The organism is Peribacillus deserti, assembly GCF_016909175.1.
Taxonomy (GTDB): Bacteria; Bacillota; Bacilli; order Bacillales; family DSM-1321; genus Paraperibacillus; species Paraperibacillus deserti.
The window spans coordinates 104,260-124,888 of record NZ_JAFBFI010000005.1 but is presented as its reverse complement, the minus strand read 5'-3'; the positions used below and the strand labels follow the sequence as shown (position 1 = coordinate 124,888).

The 20,629-nt window shown below is 40.3% G+C and carries 18 protein-coding genes and 1 pseudogene; 18 read left to right on the top strand and 1 reads right to left on the bottom strand.

All coding sequences use genetic code 11. The features are described from left to right. Positions 1-291: 291 nt before the first annotated feature. Positions 292-2,223: a BglG family transcription antiterminator gene (locus tag JOC77_RS07405; protein WP_204540984.1), complete on the top strand. Its 1,932-nt coding sequence runs from the start codon at positions 292-294 to the stop codon at positions 2,221-2,223. Positions 2,224-2,374: 151 nt separating this feature from the next. Here the strand turns inward: JOC77_RS07405 and JOC77_RS21825 are convergent. Then, positions 2,375-2,590, bottom strand: a pseudogene (locus JOC77_RS21825) (hypothetical protein); the annotation flags it as partial. Between the two features lie 577 nt (positions 2,591-3,167). On the opposite strand from JOC77_RS21825, the gene JOC77_RS07395 reads away from it, so the two are divergent. The 17 genes from JOC77_RS07395 to JOC77_RS07315 all read left to right on the top strand — a co-directional run bounded on the left by JOC77_RS07395 (position 3,168) and on the right by JOC77_RS07315 (position 20,576). Then, the gene (locus tag JOC77_RS07395; protein WP_204540980.1) at positions 3,168-3,473 is read left to right on the top strand and encodes a lactose/cellobiose PTS transporter subunit IIB; all 306 of its coding nucleotides are present in this window, start codon (positions 3,168-3,170) and stop codon (positions 3,471-3,473) included. A 12-nt stretch (positions 3,474-3,485) separates the two neighbouring features. Further along, positions 3,486-4,829, top strand: a complete 1,344-nt coding sequence (gene celB, locus JOC77_RS07390; protein WP_204540977.1) for a PTS cellobiose transporter subunit IIC — start codon at positions 3,486-3,488, stop codon at positions 4,827-4,829. A 10-nt stretch (positions 4,830-4,839) separates the two neighbouring features. Further along, positions 4,840-5,595 carry a chitin disaccharide deacetylase gene (chbG, locus tag JOC77_RS07385; RefSeq protein WP_204540974.1) on the top strand — a complete coding sequence of 252 codons (756 nt, stop codon included), beginning with the start codon at positions 4,840-4,842 and terminating at the stop codon, positions 5,593-5,595. A gap of 13 nt (positions 5,596-5,608) precedes the next feature. Continuing rightward, positions 5,609-5,914, top strand: a complete 306-nt coding sequence (locus JOC77_RS07380; protein ID WP_204540971.1) for a PTS lactose/cellobiose transporter subunit IIA — start codon at positions 5,609-5,611, stop codon at positions 5,912-5,914. A 197-nt stretch (positions 5,915-6,111) separates the two neighbouring features. Next, entirely contained in the window at positions 6,112-6,423 is a 312-nt protein-coding gene (locus tag JOC77_RS07375) for a PTS sugar transporter subunit IIB (RefSeq protein ID WP_204540968.1), read from the top strand. Positions 6,424-6,501: 78 nt separating this feature from the next. Next, positions 6,502-6,831 (top strand): PTS lactose/cellobiose transporter subunit IIA, encoded by a 330-nt coding sequence (locus JOC77_RS07370; RefSeq protein WP_204540965.1) that lies wholly within the window; start codon positions 6,502-6,504, stop codon positions 6,829-6,831. Then, positions 6,828-8,156, top strand: a complete 1,329-nt coding sequence (locus JOC77_RS07365) for a 6-phospho-beta-glucosidase (protein WP_204540962.1) — start codon at positions 6,828-6,830, stop codon at positions 8,154-8,156. The genes JOC77_RS07370 and JOC77_RS07365 overlap by 4 nt, the downstream gene beginning before the upstream one ends. A gap of 223 nt (positions 8,157-8,379) precedes the next feature. Beyond that, complete coding sequence (locus tag JOC77_RS07360; protein WP_204540959.1) at positions 8,380-9,156, top strand: Cof-type HAD-IIB family hydrolase; 777 nt, start codon at positions 8,380-8,382, stop codon at positions 9,154-9,156. Positions 9,157-9,192: 36 nt separating this feature from the next. Further along, positions 9,193-9,810 carry a YczE/YyaS/YitT family protein gene (locus tag JOC77_RS07355; protein WP_204540956.1) on the top strand — a complete coding sequence of 206 codons (618 nt, stop codon included), beginning with the start codon at positions 9,193-9,195 and terminating at the stop codon, positions 9,808-9,810. Positions 9,811-10,006: 196 nt separating this feature from the next. Continuing rightward, positions 10,007-10,372: a hypothetical protein gene (locus tag JOC77_RS07350; RefSeq protein WP_204540954.1), complete on the top strand. Its 366-nt coding sequence runs from the start codon at positions 10,007-10,009 to the stop codon at positions 10,370-10,372. A 94-nt stretch (positions 10,373-10,466) separates the two neighbouring features. Further along, on the top strand, positions 10,467-11,912 hold the full coding sequence (locus JOC77_RS07345) for a S8 family peptidase (RefSeq protein WP_204540950.1): 1,446 nt from the start codon (positions 10,467-10,469) through the stop codon (positions 11,910-11,912). A gap of 457 nt (positions 11,913-12,369) precedes the next feature. Next, entirely contained in the window at positions 12,370-13,068 is a 699-nt protein-coding gene (locus tag JOC77_RS07340; protein ID WP_204540948.1) for a phosphoadenylyl-sulfate reductase, read from the top strand. A gap of 133 nt (positions 13,069-13,201) precedes the next feature. Further along, a complete protein-coding gene (gene cysC / locus JOC77_RS07335) occupies positions 13,202-13,804 on the top strand; it encodes an adenylyl-sulfate kinase (protein ID WP_204540945.1) in 603 nt (200 codons plus the stop codon). 234 nt (positions 13,805-14,038) lie between these two features. Then, the gene (locus JOC77_RS07330) at positions 14,039-15,025 is read left to right on the top strand and encodes an alpha/beta fold hydrolase (RefSeq protein ID WP_204540942.1); all 987 of its coding nucleotides are present in this window, start codon (positions 14,039-14,041) and stop codon (positions 15,023-15,025) included. A 471-nt stretch (positions 15,026-15,496) separates the two neighbouring features. Then, positions 15,497-17,176 (top strand): serine hydrolase domain-containing protein, encoded by a 1,680-nt coding sequence (locus JOC77_RS07325; RefSeq protein ID WP_204540939.1) that lies wholly within the window; start codon positions 15,497-15,499, stop codon positions 17,174-17,176. Between the two features lie 24 nt (positions 17,177-17,200). Further along, positions 17,201-19,282, top strand: a complete 2,082-nt coding sequence (locus tag JOC77_RS07320; protein WP_204540936.1) for a glycoside hydrolase family 3 N-terminal domain-containing protein — start codon at positions 17,201-17,203, stop codon at positions 19,280-19,282. Between the two features lie 28 nt (positions 19,283-19,310). Further along, entirely contained in the window at positions 19,311-20,576 is a 1,266-nt protein-coding gene (locus tag JOC77_RS07315) for an exo-beta-N-acetylmuramidase NamZ family protein (protein WP_338047196.1), read from the top strand. Positions 20,577-20,629: the final 53 nt, after the last annotated feature.

The window sequence follows — 20,629 nt, the reverse complement described above, 5'->3', positions numbered from 1 at the left end:
AAAGTCCTGGCTTCGGCTGGACTTAAATAGTATAGGTGGTTGCCCCTTAACAGGCTGCTGCTGCAAGTCAAATTAAACGGTGCGTGTCGAAAATTAGAATATTACGAAAAATCTGTAATCTATCTTGACCAGACTTTTATCAACATGTTATTATTCCATCAAGCTGGACATGGAAGAAAGGGCTTAACGCATAAAAATATCTTTGTTATAAGTAAAAAAGTACATTCGTATATTCTCGGTTTAAGACTGATTAACGTTTTATTAAAAGTAAAAAGGGAGCGGGAATTGTGGATGCTAAATACACGAATGACTGCAATATTACGGGAATTAATGGGTGCGAAATCGTGTATAACTGGTGAAGAATTAGCAGCAGCAATCGAGGTAACATCAAGAACCATCAGAAACGATATGAAAGAACTGGATACTATTTTATCGGAACATGGAGGCACCATACGGTCAAAAAGAGGAACAGGCTATCAGCTGCTTATAGAGAATGAACAATCCTTCCTTCATTTTTTAAAGGAAAACTTTCAGAAAAATCCTGAAAGAGATGATAATATTCCTTCGTTACCTGAGGAAAGGGTTCAGTATCTAATAAGGAGGCTGCTGCTGTCTGATCAATATGTGAAACTTGAGAATTTGGCTGATGAAATGTTCATCAGCAAATCAACCATTCAGAATGATTTGCGTGACGTAAAAAAACTCCTGGATTTATATGGTATATGGCTGGAAAAACGGCCGAATTACGGAATAAGATTACAGGGAGACGAAGTGAACCTTCGTTACTGCATGTCTGAATATATATTTAATAGAGCAGGAACTCATCCAGATATTAATAAGCTGGGAGTATCGATCCTGACGGCTGAAGAAATGCAGGTTATTAAGCATATTATTCTTTTACAGATAAAAGAGCACTGCATTGCCTTATCAGACATAAGTTTAAATAATCTTGTTATTCATATAGCCATAGCGTATAAAAGAATACAGAACAGCAACTTTGTCTCTCTTAATCCCAGACAGCTCGAGGAAATAAAGAATCAAATGGAATACAAAGTGGCGGAAAGAATTATACAGAACATAGAGGATAAATTAGATGTACGATTTCCAGAAGCTGAAATCGCGTATATAGCTATTCATTTGCTGGGAACAAGGACAATGGCGAATCTTAATACAGAGGAAGCAGCAATGCATGATACCACGGACCCTGTCATTCATCAGCTTTCATTACAGATTATGGAGCAGGTTGAAGAAAAACTTGGCCTTGGTATTATAGATGATCAAGAACTTTTGATTTCGCTAAGTTTGCATTTAAAGCCAGCACTTTACAGATTCCGGTATAAAATGAACCTGAGGAATCCTATGCTAAATCAAATTAAAGCGAATTACCCGATAGCTTTTGAAGGTGGAATCATAGCCGGAATTGTGATTAAAGAAGTAATGGATATTGACATTAATGAACATGAAATTGGATACATTGCCCTTCATATTGGAGCAGCTATGGAAAGGCGGACCATGTCTTCCATTCCTAAGAAGTGCTTAATCATATGTGCTTCAGGCTTAGGAAGCGCGAGGCTTTTATCCTATAAGCTGCAATCTGTATTCGGAACAAAGATTATTATTGCCGGTACGATTGAGTATTACAAGCTGCAGGATTTTCCTATACATACAGTAGACTTTATTATCAGCACGATTCCAATCTCTGAATCAATCCCTGTACCCGTGATCGAAGTTAATACGTTTCTCGGGAACAATGATTTTCAAAAAATTGAAAGCCAATTAAAAACAAACAAGAGCGGCACGACTTCCTATACAACTGAAGAATTAGTTTTCCTGCAAAAGAAATTTGAAACAAGAGAAGAGGTTCTTTCTTTCTTAGCCGATCGCTTGAACAACCTTGGTCTTGCTGATGATTCTTTTCTTGAATCGGTGTTAGAAAGAGAATCGTTTTCACCGACATCCTTTGGCAATCTGGTTGCCATCCCCCATCCAGCTATCCCTCAGACCCAATCCACTTTTTGGGCAGTATGTACACTTCAAAAGCCAATAAAATGGGGCGATAAAAGGGTACAATTTGTGTGTTTACTGAGCGTTGAAAAAAACAGCAGGGGCGACTTTCAAAACATGTATAATCAACTCGGGAGCATTTTAGATGACAGTACAAAAGTTCAGCAATTTCTTAAATGCAAAACATATAAAGAATTTATCAAGGTTCTGACAGAATGAGCAGAAAAATGGTATTCACCCTCTTTGGACTTAAAGAGAGGTGGATTTTTTTTTGCTGGCAATGGTAAATTTATAGGTTATTGTCAAATAAAAAGAATGGATATAGAAATTATCATCCATTCCTTCTTAAAAAAGGGGTTTTCCTCAAACTTTATTCTTTTCTAAAATCATAAGTATCATCGATGGATATTTCTCTACCATTGACAGAAACTGTATCCCTATCAATCCATCGAATATCTCTTATGTTCGGTGATACTAAAAACATGTTCTTTGTTAATCCAGTGGTAGAGTCTTCTAGTAGTCCTACGTAGGTTGAATCTGTATAGAATATGAGCCCTCCGTTGAAATAAACCGTTATTTTTTTCTTTCCATCAGGTGAAAAGTTCCTGCATTATTTTCTTCAGATACCTTTAAGCAATTTAAATTTGGATTTAAAGACTGGAATATGTACATAGATCCTAATACTAAAAAGGCTGTAAAAATTAAAAAATAATGCTTTTTTACTTGCTTCATTTCTATCATGCCCTCAGAAAAAAATTAAGCTTTCCTATTATGCTGCCTGACAAAAAACTCCTGATCTGTTCACACCAAAAATTTAAATAAAGTTTATTATAGTGATTACTATTCCACAAAAAAATTCAAAAACCTTTGTTCCCGCTGCTTATGAAAAGAATCTAAGTTAATAAAAAAACAAGTAACCGCAATCAAGTACCTATTTCATTCGTTTGTACAGGGCTGTCCATACAATCTTATTTAACGGCTGTACACGGGACTTAGAAACACCACTTTTTGTGATATGGGAATACAGAGCAGCCATCCAAAACAGGCTTTTCCGTTAAGAAGAGGGCCGTTAACGGAAAATATATGTGATGAGATGTAAGCGTTTTCAAGTTAAACTATAAATAGTAAGAAAATTTAATAAATAAAAGGTGGGAGGCGAAGGGGTGAACATCTTATTATGCTGTGCAGCAGGAATGTCAACGAGCTTGCTAGTTACCAAAATGGAAAAGGCTGCTTCAGATGAAGGACTTAGCTGCAAAATATGGGCCGTTCCTGGTGATGCGGTAAAAAATCACATTAATGAAGCAGATGTATTGTTAGTCGGGCCGCAAGTCCGTTATTTGCTCCCGCAGTTAAAAAAACTCGGGGAAGAAAAAGGAATTCCCGTGGATGTGATCAATACGGTCCATTATGGAATGTGCAACGGTGCTGAGGTTCTAAAATTTGCTAAGCAATTATCAGGAAAATAGGGGAGTGACAGTATGAGTAGGTTAAATGATATTTTGGAAAACAAGGTCATGCCAGCTGCTGGACGAGTTGCGGGCCAGCGCCATTTACAGGCTTTGCGTGACGGTATTATATTGACTATGCCGCTTATCATTGTTGGGTCATTGTTCCTTATTCTCGGGTTCCTTCCAATACCAGGATATGAAGATTTTATGGCAAGGACATTTGGGGATGCCTGGCTGACCAAGCTGATGTATCCGGTTGGTGCTACCTTTGATATTATGGCCCTTATTGCAGCCTTTGGTATCGCATACCGACTGGCGGAAAAATACAATGTGGATGCATTAACGGCAGGAGCTATTTCCGTTGCAGCCTTTTTGCTTGCAACTCCGTACCAAGTGCCTTTTACACCTGAGGGAGCAAAAGAAGCTATTATGGTAGGCGGAGCCATTCCATCGGCGTTAATGGGAAGCAAAGGATTGTTTGTAGCAATGCTTATCGCTATGATCTCTACAGAAATATATCGATTTATTATTCAAAAGAACATTATTATCAGAATGCCTGACGGAGTACCGCCGGCGGTTGCCAAATCTTTCGTTGCGCTGATCCCAGGTTTTGTTGTTATCGCACTTATATGGGTTTTACGATTAATCGTTGAAAACACAAGCTTTGAAAGCTTGCACAATATTGTGGGAGAAGTGTTAGGAAAGCCGCTGGGTGTTCTTGGCGGAAGCTTAATTGGGACTCTGGTAGCTGTTTTCCTGATCCAGTTATTATGGTCCTGCGGTCTGCATGGTGCCTCCATTGTTGGAGGAGTTATGGGTCCGATTTGGCTTTCTTCCATGGATGAAAACCGGCTTGCATTTCAAGCCGATCAGGCCGTACCAAACATCTTTACGCAGCAGTTCATTGATATCTTCATTTATGTAGGAGGAAGCGGAGCCACATTAGCTCTTGTACTAGCTATGATTCTGCGTGCCCGAAGCCAGCAGATGAAGCAGCTGGGCAGACTTGCTATCGGCCCGGGATTTTTCAACATTAATGAACCGATTACATTTGGGATGCCGATTGTAATGAACCCCTTAATGATTGTTCCATTCGTCTTGACGCCGCTGGTTATGGTAGTTACAACGTATATTGGAATGACTACCGGATTAGTTGCCAAACCGGCAGGAATTGCAGTTCCTTGGACAATGCCTCCAATCATTGGCGGATATCTTGCAACAGGCGGAAAACTTTCTGGAGCTGTCCTTCAATTGGTAAACTTTGCTTTAGCATTCGGCATCTACTATCCATTCTTTAGAATGTGGGATAAGCAAAAGTATTCTGAAGAACAAGGTGCAATTGAAATTACTACTGCCAAAAAACTGCAGGCTTAGGAGATTAGATATGGTTAAATTAATTATTAATGCAGATGATTTCGGTTATTCCAATGGAGTCAATCTTGGAATCATCGAGGCTTATCAGAATGGAATTGTAACCTCAGCCACTTTGATGGCGAATATGCCGGGGGCTGCACATGCTGCAGCTCTGGCCCTTAATAATCCTGGTTTAGGTGTAGGCATTCACCTTGTGCTTGATTGCGGTTTTCCCGTTCACAGCAGCGTTCATTCACTTGTTAATGAAAAAGGCGCTTTTCTAAGTACCAATACTGTCTTAAGCAATGGTGACCTGGAGGAAGTAGAAAAGGAGTTAACGAGCCAGATTGAAAAATTCCTATCCTTTGGCTTAAAACCTACACATCTTGACAGTCACCATCATGTACATGGGCATGAAAGAATTTTTCCGGTCGTTAGAAAGTTGGCCGCTAAATTTGGTATACCCATAAGGCCGGCAGCGGCAGAGTTAATGGGAGAGAATTCTTCATTATCTTCTGTACAATATTTTAATCCGGAATTTTATGGTGATCAGCTTTCTAATGAAACAATCTTTCAAGTGATAAATAAAACAAAAGACTATGAAACGGCAGAAATTATGACTCATCCTGCTTATCTTGATGAAGCAATTCTTACTGGGAGTTCGTATGCACTGCCAAGAGTCAGGGAGCTTGCCATCTTAACTGCTCAAGAGGTTCGTGATTTCATCTTAGATCAAGGAATTGAACTGGTAACTTATAAACAAATAGCCGGTCAATCTTACGTATAAAGGGGAGAAAAGGATGGTAGAACAAGAGCAGATCATTTTTCAGATCATCCTTCATGGTGGAAATGGGAGGAGCTCGGCTATGGAGGCCATTGCAGCTGCAAAACAGGGCAATTTCACCCAAGCAAGAGAAAAATTAAAGGAAGCCGGAGAAGCTCTAAATGAAGCTCACCACTTCCAGACCACACTGATTCAAAATGAAGTCCGCGGCCAAAAATTTGAAATGTCTCTGTTAATGGTCCATGCCCAGGATCATTTAATGAATGCTATAACAGTTAAGGATCTAGCAGGTGAAGTAGTAGACTTATATGAACATTTATAACTAATGTTTTAGGGTCTCTTACTAAAGGGACCCAGTTTTTCTTCAACTCACTATTTCGGTTTGATATTAACATTTTCCTTTATATAAGGAAAAACGATATATGGTTATGAAAGCGTTTTTATACTAGAATGAAAATATATCAAACTTGGAAATAAACTTGCTAATATACGAAGTACATTTTATTGGAGGGAAACTTGATGAATATTCTTTTATGCTGTGCAGCCGGTATGTCAACCAGCTTATTAGTTACCAAAATGGAAGCAGCTGCTGCCGAACAGGGAATAAAATGCAAGATTTGGGCAGAGGGAGCTGGCGCGATCAATAACCACATTGATGCTGCCGATGTACTGTTACTTGGACCACAAGTTCGTTATCTATTACCTCAGATGAAAAAGCTTGGCGAAGAACGCAACATCCCCGTAGACTCCATAAATCCGGTCCATTATGGAATGTGCAATGGAGCAGAAGTATTAAAAACAGCTTTGAACCTGGCCGCCACCCGCGTCTAAGAGGTTCATAAGTTCATTTACATATTTTATATAGTATTGCTGTCAATTGATACAGAATGTACAAGGGAGGGCATAGACATGGAAGATATGGAATCTGTCATTTTTCAGATTATTCTTCATGGTGGAAACGGAAGAAGCTCTGCCATGGAAGCCATTCATGCAGCAAAACAGGGAAGCTTTGATGAAGCAAAAACAAAGTTACAGGAAGCTTCAGAAGCACTGAATGAAGCACACAAGTTTCAAACTGCACTCATCCAAGCAGAAATCCGGGGAGAAAAGACTGACACTTCGCTTCTAATGGTCCACGCACAGGATCATTTGATGAATGCTATGACTTTAAAGGATTTGGCAGCAGAGTTTGTAGATTTATATGAAAATATCAGATTATTGAGAGGTGTAAGTTCATGAAAAAAGGGATTAAAATTACAACCATTGGCGGTGGATCCAGTTATACACCGGAACTAGTTGAAGGCTTTATTAAACGATACTCTGAGCTTCCGGTCAGCGAATTATGGCTTGTAGATGTAGAAGCAGGAAGAGAAAAGCTGGAGATTGTCGGACAGCTTGCAAAACGGATGGTAGAAAAATCGGGATTGCCCATTGATGTTCACTTAAGCCTTGACCGCAGAGAAGCATTAAAAGACGCTGATTTTGTAACCACGCAATTCAGGGTAGGTCTTTTGGATGCTCGTGCAAAAGATGAAAGAATTCCAATGAAATATGGCGTATTAGGACAAGAGACCAATGGGCCTGGAGGACTTTTTAAAGGGCTTCGCACCATTCCGGTTATATTGGATATCTGCCGTGACATGGAAGAGCTTTGTCCAAATGCATGGCTGATCAACTTCACAAATCCTGCCGGTATGGTTACCGAAGCCGTTCTTCGCTATTCCAATATCAGTAAAGTAGTCGGCTTGTGCAATGTTCCGATTGGAATGGAAATGGGAGTAGCCAAGCTGCTTGATGTCGATCACTCGCGCATCCGCATAGATTTTGCAGGATTAAACCATATGGTATACGGCCTGGATGTGTATGTTGACGGTGAAAGTGTGAAAGACCAGGTCATCAATTTATTAACGGATCCTAATAACAGCAGCTTTGTTAAGAATATTCAGGGCCAGGGCTGGGATCCGTCCTTCTTAAAAGCATTAAACGTCCTAACATGTCCGTACCATATGTATTATTATAAAACTCGCGAAATGGTTGAAAAGGATCTAAAGAACTTCGAAAAAGGGGAAACACGTGCCGAGGTTGTTCAGAAACTAGAAAAAGATTTATTTGAACTCTATAAAGATCCTAATCTCGATATCAAGCCACCGCAATTGGAAAAAAGGGGAGGAGCTTATTATTCTGATGCAGCCGTCCGCCTGATTACCTCCATCTATAATGACAAGCGCGACATTCAGCCTGTGAATACAAGAAATAATGGGGCGATCGCAAGTCTTCCTGATGATTCCGCCGTAGAAATCAGCTGTGTGATCACTAAGGAAGGCCCGAAACCGATATCTATAGGAGATCTTCCTGTTGCCGTCCGCGGACTTGTACAGCAAATAAAATCATTTGAACGGGTTGCCGCAGAAGCAGCGGTAACAGGTGATTATGATAAGGCCGTTCTCGCGCTTACAATTAATCCTCTTGTAGCATCTGATAACTTAGCCAAGCAAATTGTAGATGAAATGCTTGAAGCTCATAAAGAGCACTTGCCGCAATTTTTTAAAGTGGTTGAAGCTTAAGGTATTTACCCCGATTGGTTCTGGTACTGCTTAATTAGCGCCAGAACCAATTTTAGGTTTAAGAGATTCTTCTAAATGAGCATGAAATGGCATAGGAATCATATTGTTTATATACAAAGTAAAACTTGAGAATAATTACTTTGGCAGTTTCTCATCCAGTGTTTTTTATTACCATACGCATACATGTCCTCCATTATAGAGATCATTATCAAGGAGTTTAGATATGGAAAAACAGTTAATTTTTTTTGATATAGATGGAACGCTTCTTGATCAAAATAAAAAATTACCGCCTTCAGCAAAAGAAGCAGTGCAAAGACTAAAGATGAAAGGACATGAAGTGGCTCTCGCCACAGGCCGTGCACCGTTTATGTTCAAAGACCTGCTTGAGGAGCTTGATATCCATACTTTTGTCAGCTTTAACGGCCAGTATGTGGTCTGTAATAAGGAAGTGATCCACAAAAATCCTTTAAGTGAAAAGTCTCTGGATTTACTACTTCAATATGCAGTAGAACGGAAGCACCCTCTCGTATTTCTCGATCAGGCCAATATGAGATCTACAATGGAGGAACATCCATACCTGAAGGAGAGCCTCTCCAATATAAAGGGAAATAACCCCTTAATTCATGATCCCGCTTACTTTAAGAATAGAGAAATTTACCAAACGTTATTGTTTTGCCTTGATGAAGAGCAAAGCTCATACACGGGAACATTTAAAGATTTAACGTTTATCAGGTGGCATCCTTTCACAGCTGATGTTCTTCCAGCGGGAGGATCCAAGGCAAAAGGAATTGAAGCGGTCATTCGTCATCTGGGGATCAAACAAGAACATGTCTATGCATTCGGAGACGGATTGAACGATTTAGAAATGCTCCGTTTTGTCAGGAATAGCTTTGCCATGGGAAACGCACCTTTGTTAGTGAAGGAAACAGCTAAATATATAACAAAGGATGCTGGTGACGACGGCATTTTATATGGATTAGAAATGGCAGGGCTTCTTTAACCTAAGCGAAAGATCATATGAGGAGGATGATATGGTTTGATAAAAAAAATCCCGTTATATGCGTTCGGCATTTTAATTGCCTGCCTGGGGGTAGCCTTAATTATCAACTCTACAGTAGGAGCCGGGCCGTGGGATATTTTATTTGTTACTCTTACTGTTAAATTTGGGTTGACAATGGGGACATGGGTAATGATATGGCAGGCGGGGTTCCTGATATTTAACGCTATTCTTCTTAAAAAACGGCCGGAAATTGAGTCCTTTATTACCGTGTTACTCTGGGGAGTGACGGTTGATTTTTGGATGTATGTTGTGGTAAAAGGAATCGATTTAACAGTATCTCCTCTTCTGGTAAAGTGGAGTGTTTTTTTGATTGGGGTGATCCTCATCGGCTTTGGAGTGGGAATCTACTTATCTACTAATTTGCCAAGAATGCCATATGATGGCACAATGGTGGCCATCAGCCAGAGATTTAAGTTGAGCCTGCGTGTATCCCGCTTGATTTTAGAAGGATCGGCGGTGATCTTAGGAATCTTATTTGGCGGAACTATGGGGATTGGTACAATTGTGATTGTGCTGCTCATCGGAAGCATCATTCAGTTTTTTAATAAAATAGCTAATCAGATAGTAGACAGCAAGCTGATGTTCCGCACTTAATAGAGTATACACTCTCTAGCATTAGCAGAAGTTCGAACAGTAACATCCTAAAATTTGTAAAAACAATGGCAGCGTCAATGCCATTGTTTTTTTATAACAAAGTCCAGGATTTTGAAGAATCCAGGCAAACAGTTCAAACTTGGAGTCCCTTGGCCGATAAAATATAGAGACCACTAGCTGAGAGAGGACGATCTTCATGACTTTAAAAGATCTTTTATCAAATATCCAGAAATCTGTTGAGGAATTAGACCTTGTCCAAGCAAGAAAATATATAGAAGAAAACCTTGATATTTTACAAGAAAAAAGAAGTTTGCTGCACGGCAATGCCAGAGAACTGCTAGATATACTGGCCAGTCGGAAAGAGTTAGATCTAGTTCTGATAACAAAAGCAGAAATGGCAACTCTTCATGCGCTGAATTCCTATTCATCCAGGTTTGATCTTAGATCAATCAAACTCACTATAAAAGGCAAAGAGCAGCTCCTGCTAAGGAAAGATATTAAAGACTACCTGAATTCGGATGCAAAAATAGTTTTACAGAGCATGGGTGCATTAAACGGCTGAAGAATTGTTTGGTTGAATAATTTGTCTAAAAATATATAGTGTGGTACCGCCTGTACAATGAAGAGGTACACATATCTTTGATAGGAGAGATGTTATGAAGAAAAAATTAGGAGTTTTAGGTGCATGTTCTTTACTTACTTTCTCGCTGCTCACAGGTGTCAGCACCCAGCCAGCAAAGGCTGCTGAAGAGACGACGCACTATATGCTGGCCTACAAAGGAAAGCTGCCTGCAAACTTTTCAGCAACTATTTCTAAAGCTGGTGGAAAAGTAGAAAGAGTAGTAGAAGAAATAGGGATCGTAGAAGTTGCTTCAAATGACCCAGCATTTTTAACAAATGTGAAGAAAGATACTAATATCCAGTCTGCCGAAAAAGAGCTGGAGGCTTATCTTGAGCTGCAGGATCCTAGCTTTACGCCTGGCACTCCGAATGGACAGAAAGTAACATTGGATCCCAATGCTGCCAGCTACTGGGACAAGCAGTGGGATATGCAGCGTCTTACTAAAGTCGGGAAATCCTACGAGCTTAATGATGGTAATCAGGATACTGTTGTAGCTGTTATCGATACAGGAATTGACTTCAGCCATCCTGATTTAAAAGAGAATGCAGATCTTGCCGGCTCAAAGACATTCGTTCCGGGCACTACTGACGCTTGGGATAAAAATGGCCATGGTACCCACGTAGCGGGTTCAATAGCCGCGGATGGCAAGGTCAAGGGTGTAGGACCTGACCTGACTGTACGGGCATACCGTGTGTTCGGGGCAACAGGCGGTGCCCAGCAGTCTTGGATTACAGATGCAATTGTCGCTGCTGCAAATGATGGTGTTGAAGTCATCAACATGTCCATCGGCGGCTGGCGCTGGATGGCACACAACTTAGGTGAGAAAGGCGATTCAGCATCCATGGTTGCTTATCACCGCGCTGTTCAGTATGCAATCCAAAAGGGGGTTACGGTTGTAGTCTCGTCCGGAAATGACTCTAAAAACCTAAATGATCTTCATGATATGCAGTTATATTGGAAAACAACTTATGGTTTAGATATTAAAGGTCCATCTCGAGTTGCACCTGCTCAAGTTCCTGGCGTAATCACTGTTTCATCTTCCAATCAATGGTCTACTAATAATATTGCGTTTTACTCCAACTACGGCAGCGCAATAGATGTGGCCGGACCAGGGGGAGATAACGGACCAGTATATGATGGTCTATATCGACAAAATCCTACAGGCGACTATTTAAATAAACGTGACTTCACATACCGTACTCTATCTACTTACCCTACTTATCCAGTCGGTGCAAATGCTACAACTCAATTCTCAGACGGCAAATGGCACGGATACTCTTATTTACACGGAACATCCATGGCAGCACCAAAAGTAGCCGGAGTAGCAGGTGTTATAAAAGCAGCCCATCCAGAATACTCTCCTGCCCAAGTCGCCGCTGCAATCAGACAAAGTGCAATCGATTTTGGTAAAACAGGAACGGATCCTCTATATGGGGCTGGCGAAGCGAATATCTATAATTTTTTAGAGTCAGATAAATAACTAGATTTAGTTGAGCTTCACTCCCATTTTTAGGAGTTGAAGCTCTTTTTAATAGATTCAATGTCTTTTAAGCTGTTTCAACTATAAGAATCATCTTCACTATAGCAAATTTATAGAATCAAACAACACAAAATAATTAATCTCTTCTTTTTCATTTTCATCTCTAAACAACTTCGTTTTTCTAGCATGTGGATATGTTGACGAGTAACACAGGGTCTATTTAACAACAACCTGCATTCTACTAAACAACTATCCCATATTAATTGCATACTACTCCCGCTTCACACCTGATTTTTTTCTGCCATTCTCCTTTTAATAGGCATATATAACAAGCGTTTTTTTGTTTGTTGAATAATTTGCCTATAGGTGCTAAACCAATTGTCTGTGTAAAAGAGTAAGACAAAAGCCGTCCTTGTGTATGGAAATGAGGATAGAGGAAGGGGAGTGTGTAAAGAGAATGTTAACGTATGAAACATGGAACAATAATGCTTCCCTAATGCTGAATGGGAAGGACTATTTTGATGTTCTTAGATGGGCCTACCATCAATATGGGGACGAAATTGTTTATGCGTGCAGTTTTGGAGCTGAGGGGATTGTCTTAATTGATCTCATCTCGAAAATTAACCGTAATGCCAGAGTTATTTTCCTCGATACAGAACTTCATTTTCAGGAAACGTATGATCTTATCGACAAGATGAAAGCTAAATACCCTGCTTTGAAAATTGACCTCGTAAAGCCTGACTTATCCCTGGAAAAACAGGAAGAACGCCATGGGAAAGAATTGTGGAAGCATAATTCTAATCGTTGCTGCCATTTGAGAAAAATAGAGCCCCTTGCAGGACAGCTCTCAGGAATGAAAGCCTGGATTTCAGGACTCAGGAGAGAGCAATCTGTTACACGGAACCATGTAGAGTATCTCAATAAAGATGAAAAATTTAAGCTTATTAAAATTTGCCCCCTGATTCACTGGACCTGGGATGATGTGTGGACATATATTAGGCTGAATAATCTGCCATACAATAAACTGCATGATCAGAACTACCCAAGCATCGGGTGCCGCATGTGCACTCTTCCTGTAACGGACGGCTCTCATTCGAGAGGCGGAAGGTGGATTCATAGTGAAAAAACGGAATGCGGGCTTCATACATCTTCGTAGGCAATTGCAGGAGTGCAACAATGTTCAGTATGTAAATAAAGGGGAGAATGGTAATTGAATTCTTATACAACGCAGGCAGCTGTTTCTATTCAAGGGATGAAGCAATCAATGAAATTTAGGGGTGCAGAACATTATGGATAACATTGTATGGCATACATCTGCGATAACGAGAGAAGACCGGCACCATTTAAATGGCCATAAAAGCGGTGTTCTCTGGTTTACCGGCCTTTCAGGGTCAGGAAAATCCACACTCGCAAATGCTGTTGATGCTCGGCTGTACGAATTAGGGGTAAGGAGCTATGTTCTTGATGGAGACAACATCCGCCACGGTCTGAATAAAGGATTGGGATTCGGCATCGAGGATCGAATAGAGAATATAAGGCGGATTGGTGAAGTGGCTAAATTGTTTGCGGATAGCGGCCAGATTGTCAGTACCGCGTTTATTTCACCATTTCGGGAGGACCGGGAACAGGCAAGAAGGTTGTTTCGAAAAGGAGAATTCATCGAAATTTTTGTAGACTGTCCGCTTACAATATGTGAAAAAAGAGATCCGAAAGGGTTGTACAAGAAAGCTCGGAGGGGGGAGATCCGGGACTTTACCGGCATTGATTCACCTTATGAAGCACCCTCTAATCCGGAGTTAATCATTGAAACGTACCGGCATTCCATTCATAAAGCAGCGGAACTTGTTATAGCTTATTTAAGAGAGAAGAAGTTCATCCCTTTAGAACGTTGATTTTTCAACGTTCTTTTAATAATAAATCTATTCTTTTTTTTAAGAGGTCTTCGATTAAGGCCGTATGAATATGTCAGTAAGAAAAATGATTGTTGATCAATAAAAGAATGTATTAGCTTTAACAGTTATTGTTCAACTAACAAGGAAAGAGATAATTTTACCGAGGATTTATTTATTTATGTTAAAATTTACAAGTAAAAGAGAATTATATTCTTATAGAGAGAAGTGTAAAAAATGAACACCAAAAAGAAAATTAGATTTTGGGTTATTACAAGAAACGTTTTTTTATTTATTGTGGCAGTAGTTCTTATTTGGTTCGTTTTCCATCACTCTATGACAGCATATGAACAAAAAAAATATCCACCATTAGGACAATTAGTTGAAGTAGATGGAAAGAAAATGCATGTGTATACAAAAGGCGATGGAGAAAACACCATTGTCTTATTAAGTGGTTTAGGCACAGCGGCACCTGTTTTAGATTTCGAACCCTTAATAAATGAGTTAGCAAAGAATAATAAAGTGGTCATAGTAGAGAGTTTTGGATATGGATGGAGTGATATAACCAAAAAGGAACGCACAGTGGAAAATATAGTGGAAGAAATCAGAACTGCTTTAAAAGCAGCAAACATCGAAGCTCCATATATTTTAATGCCCCACTCAATTTCTGGGATATATAGTTTGTATTATGCTAATACATATCCAGATGAAGTTAAAGCGGTAATAGGGATTGATTTTACTTTGCCACAGGCTTTAGAGTATTTCGGTGAGTCCGCTCCCACAATGCCTGAATATTTGAGCTATGTTGCACCAACTGGAATTGCAAGATTAGCATTATATATGATTCCAGATAATTTCCTTCCTATAGCTGAGAAAGGTACTTATTCCGTTGAGAACTTAAACTTAACGAAAGCCATTTCCGGTTGGAAAGGCTATAATAAGAATATAGTTGATGAAGCAAATGAAATAAAAAATAATGTTCAGAAAACAGTAGATTTGACATTCCCAGCTGATATGCCTGTCTTAATCTTTACTCCGGAGAAAGATAAATTAAATGAAGATGGTAAATCCAAATTAACTTTTTATCATACGCAATTAAATAATAGGTCTTCAAGTAAAATAACTACTTTAAAAGGACACCATTATCTTCATTGGACCCGTTATAAAGAAATGAGCAAACAGGTAAATGAATTCATAGAAACATTTGCATGGGAGAAAGAATAAAATCAGTTTCACATTGTTTAATCCTTTCTCGACAACAGGTGAGGAATTAATGAATCAACCTATAATAAGGACCTTTTCAAGGAGGTCCTTTTTTTAAAAAATGCTTATAAAACGTAATGATTTCGTTTTCCAAATAGAGTAATATCTTTAAGGTTAGTTGTTTGAACGTAAAATTCTCATCCCAATTCTATAGGGGGTGGGATTTTTTTCGTTGATAATTCAAAACGAGTTAGACTTTGGTCGGATAGTACATTATATAGATGACCTTTTTAACTTTCAAATTCTAATAATTCAAAAAACAATACAATTGTCATCCTCCTTTTTACACCCAAATAAATACATAAATGGGTTTTATAGGGCTAATGCGCCATGGACGGTTCAGACTAAATTGATATAGTCTTAACATATATTGTAAGCGCTGTCTGGTAATGTGCAATTACAAATGATTTTACATATCCAAAAGGAGGATGTATGAAAAAGAAAGCACTCATTATTTCTTCGGTTTGTTCCGTATTTTTTGGAAGTACAGCTGCATTTGCTGATGGGGATACCTTTGCAGAACCTTCAATCGAAAAGCCTGAAAAAAAGTTTACTGCAGGCACTCATCCGCATCCGATTTTTTCCTGGAATTCACCTATTATGCCTGTATCGAACGTTTTGCATCCGGGATCTGCCCGTGGAGCCGGCATGGTGGAGGCTCCTTTATTGGAAATTGATACCATTATGAACACAGCTATATCTGATAAGGTAATGCCTGGCGCTGTAGCATTTGCAGCCAGGGGGGGACACATTGTTAAAAACAAAGCTTATGGATATGCTGTTCGATATTTGGATGGCTCTTTTACGGAATCTCCCAACCCGATTCAAATGCAGGAAAATACGATTTTCGACCTTGCTTCCATCAGTAAAATTTTCACTTCTACTGCCTTTATGGTGCTATATGAAAAAGGGCTGATTAAACTGGACGATCCGGTTATGAACTATATCCCTGAGTTTGCTCAAAACGGTAAGGAACACGTGACAGTGAGACAGCTTTTAACGCATACTTCCGGCTTTGTGTCCTGGATTCCTTTATACAGCAAGGGAAGCTCAAGGGAGGATAGAATGCGGCTCGTGTTCAGTCAGGCTCTGCAAAACCAGCCTGGCACCAAATATACTTACAGTGATTTAAACATGATTACCCTCGGAGCTATAATCGAGAGAATATCTGGCATGCGCCAGGATGAATTTGTTAAAAAATACATTACCGACCCTCTAGAGATGAAAGATACGATGTATAACCCTCCTGCTTCTCTAAAGAACCGGATTGCTGCAACCGAGTACCAAAAAGTTCCAAACCGAGGCCTCGTCTGGGGACAGGTCCATGATGAAAACGCTTGGTCCCTTGATGGAGTAGCAGGCCATGCCGGCGTGTTTTCTACGGCCTCTGATCTCGCCAAATTAGCTCATATCTTCTTAAATGAAGGAAGATATGGCGGAAAAAGAATTCTTGATCCAGAAACAGTAAAACTTCTGCTCGAGAACCAGAACCAGGCGTTTCCAGGTAATGACCACGGGCTGGGCTGGGAATTGGGACAAGGCTGGTATATGGATGCACTGTCTGACGGCAGCTCATTTGGACATACTGGCTATACCGGGACATCTATTGTGGTCAATCCGAAACTTAAAACGATTGCGATACTCCTGACGAACAGGGTTCATCCTACACGAGCCACTGTTTCAACGAACCAGACCAGAAGATTATTTGCTAGACAGGTAGCAGATGCCATTCCGGTTGCCATTCCTGGTAAAAAATCGGCGTGGTTCTCCGGGTACGGAGACAATCAAACAAAAATCTTGGAAGCAGACCTGGCTCTTTCCGAAGACGCTTCATTAACATTTAAAAACTGGTACAGCCTCGAGAAAAATGCAGATTATGGCCGTATTGAGATTTTGAAAAATGGCAGCTGGCAGAAGATCGCCGATTATACAGGCGGCGCGGGAGGCTGGGAAACTCAGGAGCTGCTTTTGCCTAAGGAAGCTGAAAAAATCCGTTTTATATATAAAACAGATGGCTCTGTAAATGGACGAGGCTGGTATATTCAAGATTCCAGGATAAATGATAAAGAGCTTTTCTTTTCAATCAATCAGTGGGAATCAAGAGATTATTAAACACACAAACCGAGGAGGTAAAGCATGAATAAGAACATGAAAAAAAAGCTGGCTACGGCTCTAGCTGCAGGATTACTGGTCACACAGCTTCCTATGCTGGGAGGAAAAGCTGCAGCTGCAGTTACATCCTCTACAAAAAACTTAATCATTGATCAAAACATCCCGGAGGTTAATAAGCAATTTAAGGGCAATAAGTTAGACCTGAATGCTCTCCATATTTACCAGGATGGCCACTTTATGCAGACATCTCAGAACCTGAAGTGGATGTCTTCTAATAAAAATGTAGCCACTGTAAATGAAGAGGGCATCGTAACGCTTCTTGGGCACAATGGGAAAACGTTTATCACGGTATCCGATGGAAATGAAAGCGACCGGATTGCTATTCAATATAAAGGAAACGAAGACGTAAAGATTAAGATAGAAAAGGCAGATGGCAGCCAATACGACGTGATTGATAATGCCATCTCACAAATGACAATGGAAGAAAAAGTAGGTCAGATGTTAATGCCTGACTATAGAACGTGGAAAGGGAAAAATGTGACGGAAATGCTTCCTGAGATTGCCCAGCAGGTGAAAGACTATCACTTGGGCGGCGTCATATTATTCGCTGAAAATGTAGTTGCTACTGAGCAGACGGCCAAGCTTGTAAATGCTTATCAGGAAGCCTCTGAAAAATATGGTTTATTAATGACAATTGACCAGGAAGGCGGAATCGTAACCCGTCTTCAGTCTGGAACCCATATGCCAGGAAATATGGCTCTAGGTGCTGCGCGGTCAGAAGAAATTTCTGAGAAAGTAGGCAATGCAATCGGGGAAGAGCTCAATTCCCTGGGAATTAATATGAACCTTGCACCAGTGCTGGATACCAATAATAACCCTGATAATCCGGTGATTGGCGTTCGTTCCTTCGGGGAAGATCCGGAGCTTGTTGCAAAACTTGGCAATGCCTATATTAAAGGGATGCAAAACAGCGGAATTGCGGCCACTGCCAAGCATTTTCCGGGGCATGGCGATACGGCAGTGGATTCTCACCTAGGGCTACCAGAAGTACCGCATGATATTGACCGACTTAAGAAGGTCGAGTTATATCCATTCCAGCAGGCTATGGATGCAGGAATTGATGCAATCATGACTGCTCACGTAACCTTCCCGAAGATTGACAACTCAAAAGCCATCTCCAAAAAGGATGGAACTGAAATTTCAATCCCTGCGACACTTTCAGAAAAAGTATTAACAGGTCTGATGAGAAAAGAAATGGGTTACAAAGGTGTGATCATAACAGATGCCATGAACATGCAGGCAATCAGTGATCATTTCGGCCCAGTAGATGCAGCAATCCGCGCTGTAAAAGCTGGTACAGATATTGTCTTAATGCCGGTAGGACTAAAAGATGTAGCGAAAGGCCTCTACGAAGCAGTTGAAACGGGTGAGATTCCTGAAGAACGAATTGAAGCATCCGTGGAGCGCCTGTTAACTCTTAAATTAAACCGAGGCATTGTCAAGTCGGAAACAGAAAAGAGCATCGATGAAAAAGTAGAAAATGCCCTTTCTGTAGTAGGTTCCGCTGAACATAAACAGGTTGAAAAAGAAGCAGCGGAAAAATCCATTACACTTGTAAAAAATAATGGAATCCTGCCTGTGAAAGCGGCAAAAGAAGATAAAATTGTTGTAATCTCAAACGCCTATAATGCCGACTTTTCGGCTCAGGTCAGGAAGCACCATGAAAACGTAAAGTCTATTACAGCCACAAAACCCCTGACTTCAGCGCAGCTGGCTGAAATTCAAGATGCAAAGTATATATTCTTAGGAACTTCAACTTCAAGCGTTTCAGGAAGATCTCCAAATAGTGATCTCATGAAGCTTGCAAATCAGCTGATAGACTTAAGTATCCCAGTAATCAGTCTAGGAATCAGAAATCCTTATGACATTATGGCCTACCCAAATACAGACGCCTATTTAGTCCAATACGGTTTCAGGCCGGCAAGCTTTGAAGCATCTGTTAACACTATTTTTGGAAAGAACAATCCATCTGGCAAGCTTCCTGTTACGATCTACAATGGCACAGGCGGTGTATTATACGGATTTGGCCACGGCTTAAGCTACTAAAAGAAAAAGAAAAGGGAGAGGGTATTAAGTGAAAAAATGGCTAGTCAGCATTATAACACTCCTGCTCATGTTTTCAGTCTTTACTGCCGCAATCGCCGATAATGACAATAAGTATGATAAAAATAAAAAGCACTCCAAGTTCCGTCTTGGTGTGGATGTTCTCCTTCAGGATAAAATCGACCTGCTTAAAGGCAAGCGGGTGGGCTTAATTACAAATCCAACCGGGGTGGATCAGCAGGTTAACAGTATTGTAGATTTACTATCGAAACATCCCGATGTAAATTTAACAGCATTATATGGCCCTGAGCACGGAGTCCGGGGAAGTGCCCAGGCAGGACAATATGTCGAATATTATACAGATGAAAAAACTGGGCTTCCAGTATACAGCCTGTATGGAAAAACAAAAAAGCCTACTCCTGAAATGTTAGAAAACGTTGATGTTCTCTTATTCGACATCCAGGACGTCGGTACCCGTTTTTACACTTACATCTATACAATGGCATTAGCGATGGAAGCGGCGAAAGAAAATAAAAAACAAATTATTGTACTGGATCGTCCAAATCCACAAGGCGGCGAAAAAGTGGAAGGCCCTGTATTGGAAGATAAATATTCTTCCTTTATCGGGGAGTATGCTATCCCAGTAAGACACGGAATGACCGTCGGTGAACTGGCTCTGTTATTCAATAAAGAATTTAACATCGGGGCCGACCTGACAGTTGTAAAAATGGAAGGCTGGAAGCGGGATATGTACTATGATAACACTCCTCTTGAGTGGGTCCTTCCTTCTCCAAACATGCCGACACTTGAAACGGCATTGGTATACCCAGGCGCGGCCTTAATTGAGGGAACAAATGTCTCTGAAGGAAGAGGAACAACAAAACCATTTGAATTAATCGGAGCTCCGTTCATCAATGGTGACGATCTGGCTGCGAAGTTAAATTCATTAGATCTTCCTGGAGTTCAATTCAGGTCAGCATCCTTTATTCCGACTTTTTCTAAGCATGTAAATGTCCTTTCTCATGGTATTCAAATCCATGTAACAGACAGGGAATATTACAAACCATTTGAAACAGGACTTCATATCGTCAAAGCTATCCACGATATGTACCCGGACAAATTTGCTTTCAGAACTCCTTCGTCTAACGGAATTTCATTCTTTGACAATCTTGTAGGAAATGGTTCCATCAGACAAGGAATTGAAGAAGGCAAATCTGTTAATCAAATGAAAGCTGAATGGGAGATTGGCTTGGAAGATTTTATGGATGTTAGGAATAAGTACCTTCTGTACAAGTAATAGCGTGACGGCTCCTTTAGAGGAGGTCACTGAATTTTAAGCAAAAAGGTATA

What these genes read in the sequence shown, in the direction of transcription:
- JOC77_RS07405 (WP_204540984.1), top strand. Translation starts at nt 292, where the DNA reads ATGCTAAATACACGAATGACTGCAATATTACGGGAATTAATGGGTGCG.
- celB (WP_204540977.1), top strand. Translation starts at nt 3,486, where the DNA reads ATGAGTAGGTTAAATGATATTTTGGAAAACAAGGTCATGCCAGCTGCT.
- chbG (WP_204540974.1), top strand. Translation starts at nt 4,840, where the DNA reads ATGGTTAAATTAATTATTAATGCAGATGATTTCGGTTATTCCAATGGA.
- JOC77_RS07380 (WP_204540971.1), top strand. Translation starts at nt 5,609, where the DNA reads ATGGTAGAACAAGAGCAGATCATTTTTCAGATCATCCTTCATGGTGGA.
- JOC77_RS07375 (WP_204540968.1), top strand. Translation starts at nt 6,112, where the DNA reads ATGAATATTCTTTTATGCTGTGCAGCCGGTATGTCAACCAGCTTATTA.
- JOC77_RS07370 (WP_204540965.1), top strand. Translation starts at nt 6,502, where the DNA reads ATGGAAGATATGGAATCTGTCATTTTTCAGATTATTCTTCATGGTGGA.
- JOC77_RS07365 (WP_204540962.1), top strand. Translation starts at nt 6,828, where the DNA reads ATGAAAAAAGGGATTAAAATTACAACCATTGGCGGTGGATCCAGTTAT.
- JOC77_RS07360 (WP_204540959.1), top strand. Translation starts at nt 8,380, where the DNA reads ATGGAAAAACAGTTAATTTTTTTTGATATAGATGGAACGCTTCTTGAT.
- JOC77_RS07350 (WP_204540954.1), top strand. Translation starts at nt 10,007, where the DNA reads ATGACTTTAAAAGATCTTTTATCAAATATCCAGAAATCTGTTGAGGAA.
- JOC77_RS07345 (WP_204540950.1), top strand. Translation starts at nt 10,467, where the DNA reads ATGAAGAAAAAATTAGGAGTTTTAGGTGCATGTTCTTTACTTACTTTC.
- JOC77_RS07340 (WP_204540948.1), top strand. Translation starts at nt 12,370, where the DNA reads ATGTTAACGTATGAAACATGGAACAATAATGCTTCCCTAATGCTGAAT.
- cysC (WP_204540945.1), top strand. Translation starts at nt 13,202, where the DNA reads ATGGATAACATTGTATGGCATACATCTGCGATAACGAGAGAAGACCGG.
- JOC77_RS07330 (WP_204540942.1), top strand. Translation starts at nt 14,039, where the DNA reads ATGAACACCAAAAAGAAAATTAGATTTTGGGTTATTACAAGAAACGTT.
- JOC77_RS07325 (WP_204540939.1), top strand. Translation starts at nt 15,497, where the DNA reads ATGAAAAAGAAAGCACTCATTATTTCTTCGGTTTGTTCCGTATTTTTT.
- JOC77_RS07320 (WP_204540936.1), top strand. Translation starts at nt 17,201, where the DNA reads ATGAATAAGAACATGAAAAAAAAGCTGGCTACGGCTCTAGCTGCAGGA.